The sequence below is a fragment of the Enterobacter sp. 50793107 genome (genome assembly GCF_001463365.1).
Lineage (GTDB): Bacteria > Pseudomonadota > Gammaproteobacteria > Enterobacterales > Enterobacteriaceae > Enterobacter > Enterobacter cloacae.
The window spans coordinates 47,864-55,812 of sequence record NZ_LNII01000055.1 but is presented as its reverse complement, the minus strand read 5'-3'; the positions used below and the strand labels follow the sequence as shown (position 1 = coordinate 55,812).

7 protein-coding genes are annotated in these 7,949 nt (G+C 57.1%); 2 read left to right on the top strand and 5 right to left on the bottom strand.

Annotated features, from left to right (window positions below):
• Positions 1 to 65 precede the first annotated feature (65 nt).
• Positions 66 to 1,046, top strand: a complete 981-nt coding sequence (ydcK, locus tag APU11_RS07740) for a YdcK family protein (RefSeq protein ID WP_013096652.1) — start codon at positions 66 to 68, stop codon at positions 1,044 to 1,046.
• On the opposite strand, the gene rimL is transcribed toward ydcK, so the two are convergent.
• The 4 genes from rimL to APU11_RS07720 form a co-directional block, all read right to left on the bottom strand.
• Positions 1,041 to 1,589, bottom strand: a complete 549-nt coding sequence (rimL, locus tag APU11_RS07735; RefSeq protein WP_045294005.1) for a 50S ribosomal protein L7/L12-serine acetyltransferase — start codon at positions 1,587 to 1,589, stop codon at positions 1,041 to 1,043. The genes ydcK and rimL overlap by 6 nt on opposite strands.
• 45 nt (positions 1,590 to 1,634) lie before the next feature.
• Positions 1,635 to 3,290: a glucan biosynthesis protein gene (locus APU11_RS07730; protein ID WP_058651346.1), complete on the bottom strand. Its 1,656-nt coding sequence runs from the start codon at positions 3,288 to 3,290 to the stop codon at positions 1,635 to 1,637.
• Positions 3,291 to 3,533: 243 nt separating this feature from the next.
• A complete protein-coding gene (locus tag APU11_RS07725) occupies positions 3,534 to 4,307 on the bottom strand; it encodes an ABC transporter substrate-binding protein (protein ID WP_014831878.1) in 774 nt (257 codons plus the stop codon).
• Between the two features lie 10 nt (positions 4,308 to 4,317).
• Positions 4,318 to 5,487, bottom strand: coding sequence for a pyridoxal phosphate-dependent aminotransferase (locus tag APU11_RS07720; protein WP_040020829.1), 1,170 nt, complete (start codon positions 5,485 to 5,487; stop codon positions 4,318 to 4,320).
• 113 nt (positions 5,488 to 5,600) lie between these two features.
• Between APU11_RS07720 and APU11_RS07715 the strand changes: the two genes are divergently transcribed.
• Positions 5,601 to 6,443: a LysR family transcriptional regulator gene (locus APU11_RS07715; protein WP_058651347.1), complete on the top strand. Its 843-nt coding sequence runs from the start codon at positions 5,601 to 5,603 to the stop codon at positions 6,441 to 6,443.
• Here the strand turns inward: APU11_RS07715 and APU11_RS07710 are convergent.
• On the bottom strand, positions 6,430 to 7,935 hold the full coding sequence (locus APU11_RS07710; protein ID WP_038980629.1) for a carboxylesterase/lipase family protein: 1,506 nt from the start codon (positions 7,933 to 7,935) through the stop codon (positions 6,430 to 6,432). The genes APU11_RS07715 and APU11_RS07710 overlap by 14 nt on opposite strands.
• Positions 7,936 to 7,949: the final 14 nt, after the last annotated feature.

Genomic DNA, 7,949 nt, shown 5'->3' with positions numbered 1-7,949 from the left:
TGCCAGCACAACGCAAAGCTGAAAGTTTGCTACGTTTAGTGAAGACGCTTACCAGGGATAACACGATGAAAAAGTATCGGCTCAGCGATGAAACCCGGCTCTGGCACTGGAAAAACGGCGAAACGCCCCACTCGGCTACGTTAAAACAGATTATCGCCACGACAGATTTTAATGACGTCGCCGCCGGGACGAAAGGCGGCTGGATTGAAGATGAACGCGCCTTGTCTCAGGAGGGGAACTGCTGGATCTACGACGAAAACAGCGTGGTCTTCGCCGGTGCGACCGTCTCCGGTAATGCCCGTCTGACCCTGCCGTGCGTCGTCAGCGACCATGCCCATATTAGCGGCAACAGCTGGCTGGACGGGGCAAACGTGAGCCATGGGGCGCGAATAAGTGACAACGTCACCATCCAGAACTCCACCGTACGGGGGGAATGCCATATTTTTGGTGATGCCCGGGTGCTGCATAACAGCATGATTATCGCCGCCAAAGGCTTAACCCCAGACCAGGAGCAGATCCTTAAAATCTACGACAACGCGACCGTCAGCCAGTCGCGCGTGGTGCATCAGGCGCAAATCTACGGCGAGGCCATCGTCAATTATGCGTTTATCGAGCACCGTGCCGAGGTGTTCGACAAGGCCATTCTTGAAGGGAACGATATCAATAACGTCTGGGTCTGCGACTGCGCAAAAGTGTACGGCAACGCGCGCCTGATTGCCGGATTCGACGACGATGCCATCCCTACCGTGCGCTACAGCTCTCAGGTGGCTGAGAATGCGGTGGTGGAAGGCAACTGCGTAATTAAGCACCACGTGCTGATTGGCGGTCAGGCGTGGCTACGCGGGGGGCCGATCATGATTGATGATAAGGTCGTGATTCAGGGGCGGGCGCGGATCAGCGGCGACGTACTGATTGAGCACCACGTTGAAATCACCGACGATGCCGTCATTGAGGCTTTCGACGGCGACAGCATTCATCTGCGCGGCGAAAAAGTGGTTAATGGCGAGAGTCGAATCACCCGCACGCCTCTGCTGGGCGCGCTATAGGGGGAAAACTCTGCCGTAAAGGTTCACATCGTCATAACGGCCATTGAGGTATTCCGCTTCCCGCAGGCACCCTTCCAGGGTAAAGCCGTTGCGACGCGCAACGTTGTTGCTGTTCTGATTCGCCACCCGGCACTTGATCACAAAACGGCGGATCTCGCCCCGCTCAACGTAGTAGCGCATAAATGCCTGCAAGGCGCAGGAGAGGATCCCCTTCCCCTGATGCGCTTCATCGAGCCAATAGCCGATGTAGCCCGTTTTATTAACCGGCTCAATGGAATTGAACGACAGCACGCCCACCAGTTCGTCCGCCTGAAAAATAAGAAACATTTTCGCGTAGCCGCGCTGATGTAGCATGTGGTTGCTTTGCACGTTACGTCGGGTGTCTTCTTCCGTTCCCACGTGCTGCGCCCAATCAAACGCGGTTTGCAGAAAGGTGCGGTTTTTGACAACGAGGTTGTGCAGATCGGCGGTGTAGCGCTCTTCGACGGCGCGAAGTTCGATAGCGTCTGATACAGGGATAATTTCGAATTTTGCTGCGGTCATTGCCCCTCACCCTAACCCTCTCCCACAGGGAGAGGGAATCGATCGTTAACGCATTACCCGGTCGTCAACGTAATTACGTTTGTCCGGCGCTGGCGGGAAATACTGATAAAGCCAGGTTTCACTGATGGCATCGCCCTGACAGCGCAGGAACAGGCGCATATCCACCGGCTCCGTCGAATCGGACGTTGGGTACCAGTCAAACAGAATGCGGTATCCGTCAAACGGCTCAACGTAGAGGATTTCCACCTGCTTCGCTTCACCGCTGGAGAGCGTGATCACCGGCTCAATCCCCTTCGGCGCGGCCGCTTTCAGATCGCCGCCGACAAAGTCGATGGCGAAGCGGCGGGCCCACACTTTCGGGTAGTGTTCACCTGGCGCCCAGCCTTCCGGGAAGCCGCCCATACCGGTACGCGTCGCGAAGACGTTGGCCAGCGGGGAACGTACCGGCGGCATGGCGCTCCAGTACAGGCGATATTTGAAGTCCAGCTCATCGCCCGCTTTGACCGCTTTTTCCGGCTGCCAGAAGCAAACCACGTTATCCAGCGTTTCACCTGTGGTCGGGATCTCCATCAGGCCAACCGCACCTTTACCCCAGTCGTTACGCGGCTCCACCCACAGGCTTGGGCGTTTGTTATACCAGCCCATCACGTCCTGATAGTGGGAGAAATCCCGGTCAAGCTGCAGCAAACCAAACCCTTTCGGGTTTTTATCGATAAAGGCATTGAACTGCAATTTCTGCGGGTTGTTCAGCGGACGGCAGATCCACTCGCCGTTACCGCGCCACATGGCCAGACGGTCGGAGTCATGGATCTGCGGATGAATGGTGTCGCACATACGGCGCTCGTTATTGCCGCAGCTGAACATACTGGTCATCGGCGCGATACCGAGCTGTTTGATGTCCTTACGCGCATAGAGATGGTTTTCTACTTCCATGATCACCTGGCTCTTCTCGCAGTGGATCACGAACTTATAGGCACCGGTAATGCTTGGGCTGTCCAGCAGCGTATAGACGGTAAAGGTGGTATCGCCCGGTTTGACGGTTTCAAACCAGAAGGCCGTGAAATCAGGAAACTCTTCCGGCGTGTCGGTAAAGGTGTCCACCGCCAGACCACGCGCCGACAGGCCGTACTGGTAAGTGTCATCTACCGCACGGAAATAGCTCGCGCCGAGGAAAGAGACAATATCGCGACGCGCCAGCTCAGGCGCTTTGAAGGCGCGGAAGCCGGCAAAACCGAGGTCGCTCTGCCCTTCCAGCTGTTTGGTATCTACCCCGGTATCCCCGTAGCTGAAGAGCTCCGGGCGGAAGTGGATCTCACGCGCCTGAGAGGTCGACTGGTCCAGGGAGAACATCCGCACGCGGCGGCGGAAGCCCATCCCCATGTGGAAGAACTGCACGTCAAGCTGACGGCCTTCAATGTTGTTCCACAGGGACTGCTTTTCATCGTACCGGATGGCGTTATAGGCCTGCGGCGTCATGGTTGCCAGCGTTTCCGGCAGCGGACGCGGCGCACCACCCCACGGGGTTTTCGCCAGGTCATGGGCCATGGATTGCAGTACGGAGAAGTCAAAACGACGGCTCTGGCCATCGGCGATGTCAGAGTCAGCGGCATAGGCCGCTCTGGAGAACAGTGAAGCAAGGCCAGAAGTGCCGCTCAGGGCTGCCATTGCCAGCGAACCTTGTAAAAAACGTCTGCGATTCATGCCTGGAAAAACGTCCTTATGGTCGTGTGAATGTGTTTCGCGCTCGGCGAAATGACGGCAAGAAAGAACGCACAGCCTAAACAAAAACGGTTAAGAATCCAATTGTTGGCCGGTGATTATATGAGCAAAGTGAGAAATATTTTCTGTCGACCAGAACGGCCCGAAAGTGGTGTAAAGAAAGCCTGGAAAGTGTGAAGAAAAATGCCCCGGTGCGACATCGACAACCGGGGCGAAATGAGGTGGTTATTTTACGCTGACATCGATACCCGGGAAGTACTTATCAGCGAGTTTTGCGATCGTGCCGTCGGCACGAACTTTATCAATCGCGGCATCAAGCTGCTTTTTGGTGGCCTCATCCCCTTTGCGCAGCCCAAAGCCGATCCCGCTGCCGAGGATGGTATCGTCAGACACCGGTTTGCCGATAAAGCCAAACCCTTTCCCCTGCGGCTTGCTCAGGAACCCTGCCTGCCCGGCCGCGGACATCACCAGCGAGGCGTCGATGCGGCCATTCAGCAAATCGCCCCACGCCATATTCTGATCTTTATACGACACTACCGTGACACCCTGCTTTTCCCAGTGCTCTTTGGCATAGGTTTCCTGAATGGAACCCTGCAACACGCCAATGGTTTTGCCCTTAAGCCCTTCAGGTGTCGCCTCTACTGCGGTTCCGGCCTTGCCGACTAACTGCGAGGGGATGCGGTAGATAGGTTGGGTAAAATCGATACTTTTGCGCCGCTGTTCGGTGATGTTCATCGCCGAGTTGATGGCATCAAATTTTTTCGCCACCAGCCCCGGAATCAACGCATCAAAGGATGTTTCCACCCAGGTGCATTTCAGCGCTGCGGCTTTGCAAATGGCATTCCCCAATTCAACGTCAAACCCTTCCAGCTCGCCGGAGGCATTGCGGCTCTCAAACGGTGGATATTCCGCTTCCAGTCCGTACCGCAGTTCGGTGGCCGCGAATGACGAAAACGTACACAGCAGTCCCATGCCGACAACTAACGCGCGTAATTTCATCTCAAACTCCTTAGCGTGGTTTAACCCGACACAGGGCCTGGGCACCTGCCCGTAACGTCGCCTCATCTTTGGCAAAAGAGAGACGAATCAATTTATTGTCCGTACCATCCGTATAGAAAGCGGACAGCGGAATGGTCGCGACACCGCACTCAACGATCAGCCGTTTCACCATCTCGCTGTCGGGCTCGTCGCTGAACGGGCTGTAATCCGCCAGCAGGAAGAACGAGCCCGCGCTCGGCAGCAGTTTAAACGGCGACTCAGCCAGCAGAGTTTGCAGCAGATCGCGCTTGCGCTGATAAAACGTCGCCAGCGACAGCCAGGTTTGCGGATCGGTCATATGTTCGGCAAACGCATGCTGCATTGGCGTATCGGCAGAAAACATCAAAAATTGATGCACTTTACAAATCTCTTCCATCAGTGCCGCCGGTGCAACACAGTACCCCACGCGCCATCCGGTAACGTGATAGGTTTTTCCGAAGGAAGAGATAATGACGCTACGCTCCGCCAGCTGCGGATGTGTGGCCATACCGTGGTGCGGCTCATCGTCAAAAACGACGTGCTCGTACACTTCGTCAGACAAAATAATGATATCGGTATTGCGCGTCACGGCCACCAGCTGCTGCAGGTCATTCGCGGAGAACACCTGCCCGCTTGGATTATGTGGCGTGTTGATGATGATCATACGCGTTTTGGGGGTGATGGCCGCGCGGACCTCATCCCAGTTCACGGCAAAATCCGGCACCGTGAGTTTGATGGCGACCGGGGTGGCGCCCTGAAGGCGAACAATCGGCGCGTAGCTATCAAATGACGGTTCGAAGTAGATCACCTCATCGCCCGGATGCACCAGCCCGCTGATGGCGGAATAGAGCCCCTGACTGGCACTGGCGGTAACCAGCACCTCGCGCCCCGGGTCATACGTGGTGCCGTAAAGGGTGGCAATTTTCTCCGCGATACGCTCTTTCAAAGGCTGCAGGCCGGTCATCGCGGCATACTGGTTATGCCCTGCCTCCATTGCGCGGGTTACGCCCGCAATCAGTTTCGGGTCGCAGGAAAAATTCGGTGCGCCCTGAGAAAGATTGATGGCGTTGTGCTGAGCAGAAAGCTGGCCGATTACGGTAAAAATGGTGGTACCCACATCCGGTAATTTGGAACGGGTTTGTACCGCGGTCTTCAGGGTCATCATTTATCCTTCTCATGGAGATTGCATAACTATTCAAACAACAACGCCGTTGCCGGGACAATCGAATTGTTGTCATAATAGCCATGAGAAAAATGCATAGCTGAGGTGTTTTTATGTCGCGCCGTTCGCTCCCGCTCAATGCCATCGACGCCTTCCTGGTGACCGCGCGTCACCTGAATCTCACCCATGCCGCCAGAGAGCTTTGTCTGACTCAGGGGGCCGTGAGCCGTAAAATCGCCGCTCTGGAAGCGTGGTTTGGCTTTCCGCTTTTTGAACGCCACGCGCGCGGATTACGCCTCTCTTCCCAGGGTAGCGCCCTGCTGCCGGAGCTACAATCCGCTTTCGAACAGATGCTGAACGTGGCCGATCGGGCCCGCACCCAGCATACGGTGATCCGGCTGAAAGCGCCTACCTGCGCCATGCGCTGGCTGGTGCCGCGCCTGCTGGAGGTAGAGCGCGAGCAGCCCGATCTGCAAATCGCGTTGACCACCACCACCGATCATAACGTCAACTTTAAAACCGAATCCTACGACGCCGCCATCGTGTTTGGCACGCACATGAGCGCGGGCGATCTGCTGTTCGAAGAGGCGTTAACTCCGGTGCTCAGCCCGCTGCGGGCAGCGACCGGACTGGGTTCATTGACCTTTCTTCACCCGACACGGGATAAAACCGACTGGTCACTGTGGCTGGCGAAACAGGATGAGCCGGGCGTTGTTATGCACAAAAATCAACACTTCGACACGATGGATCTCGCCATTACGGCGGCCATTCAGGGGCTGGGCGTCGCCATCGCCGATGAAACGCTGGTGGAAGAGGACATCCGCGCAGGAAGGCTGGTGCGGCCTTTTGCGACCAGTATCAAAACCGGTGCGAGCTACCGGCTGGTGCTGCGCGAAGCGCCAGGCACGGAAAACGGCCTGGCCGCATTTCGTGCCTGTTTGCTTAATCGAGGTTAACGTGGTGCTTCATCACCCGTTTAAAGAGGCTCATGCGGGCGCGCATAAAGCGGTTTTCAAGCTTAAAACCTGCATGCTTATTCACACCAATGCGTAACAGGACGTCACGCCCTTTACGGCAGGCTGGCCAGTGCGTCGGCCCAGGCAGGCTGTCACGATGCCCCGCATCGCGGGCAAAACTCACCCAATAGTCGGCCACGTGGGCGGCGAACTGTAAATCACGCGCGTTCACATACTGCCGTGAAGGTTCCACTTCTCCTAGCGTATCAAACACATACGGCACCTCGTTGCCGTGCCAGGCACCGTTGATATAGGTGGCGTGCTCCGCTTCGGCCACATAGTCAAACCAGTAGCGCCAGCACGGCGCGCCGACGCGCTGCTGGGCCTGCATCACCACATAGCCCATGGTGGTGAACGCCATATCCCGGCACACCTGCCTTCCCAGCTCTTCATCGCCTTTCACGCCTGGATAGAGCAGCTTGATCAGCCCCAGACCAAAGCGCCGCTCCCGGCGGAGCTTCTGAATTTGTCCGGCGAGATCGATGCCAAACACCGCCATTACGCTCGCCTCGTCGCTGTTGGAGCCAATCATGATGGGGACAGGCTGCTGACGGGCGGCGAAGAATACGTCCAGCATCGGCTCCGGGAGAACACAATCTCCGGCAACAGGGGCCGGGGCGATATTCAGCGGTGCCGTTAACGGCCAGAACGACTCAGGTGGAATAGCACGCAACTGCTCCGCTGTCGCGTTCTCCAGCCCAAAATGCGCGGCCAGCGCTTCCCCTTTTCGCAGGGCCTGCTCGCGCGGGGTATCCGGCAAGGTATAGCCACTTTGCACAATCGCTTTATGAAATAACCCTTTCGCCAGCGGCGAGGCCAGCAGCGACAACACGCTGCGTGCGCCAGCTGATTCACCAAACAGCGTGACGTTTTCGGGATTGCCGCCAAACGCGGCGATATTGTCCCGCACCCATTCGAGAGCGGCGATCTGATCCAGCAGGGCAAAATTATGCACCACGCGATCTTCTTCCCCCTCCAGCGCAGGATGGGCGAAAAAGCCGAGATGACCAAGACGGTAATTGAGGGTGACCACCACCACGCCGCGTTCCGCCAGCGCCCTGCCGTTATAGGGCGGTAACCCACCCGCGCCGAGCGTGAACCCACCACCGTGCAGCCAGACCATCACCGGCAGCGGCTCAACGCGGTCAACGGGCGACCACACATTAAGATAAAGACAATCCTCTGAAAACTGTCCGGGATCCCCGCCGCCCAGCTCCTGGCAATATTCGCTGCTTTGCCAGCTTGAGGCGGAAAACGCCGTTGCCGTGCGAACCCCATCCCAGCGTTCGGGCGGTCGCGGTGAGCGCCAGCGCCAGTTGCCAACGGGCGGTGCGGCGTAGGGAATGCCGTACCACGCCTGAACAGTATTATCCGTAAAACCAGCCAGTGCGCCGTAGCGCGTTTCAACCACAGGGGCGGAGGGATATTGCATAACTACCTTCTTTT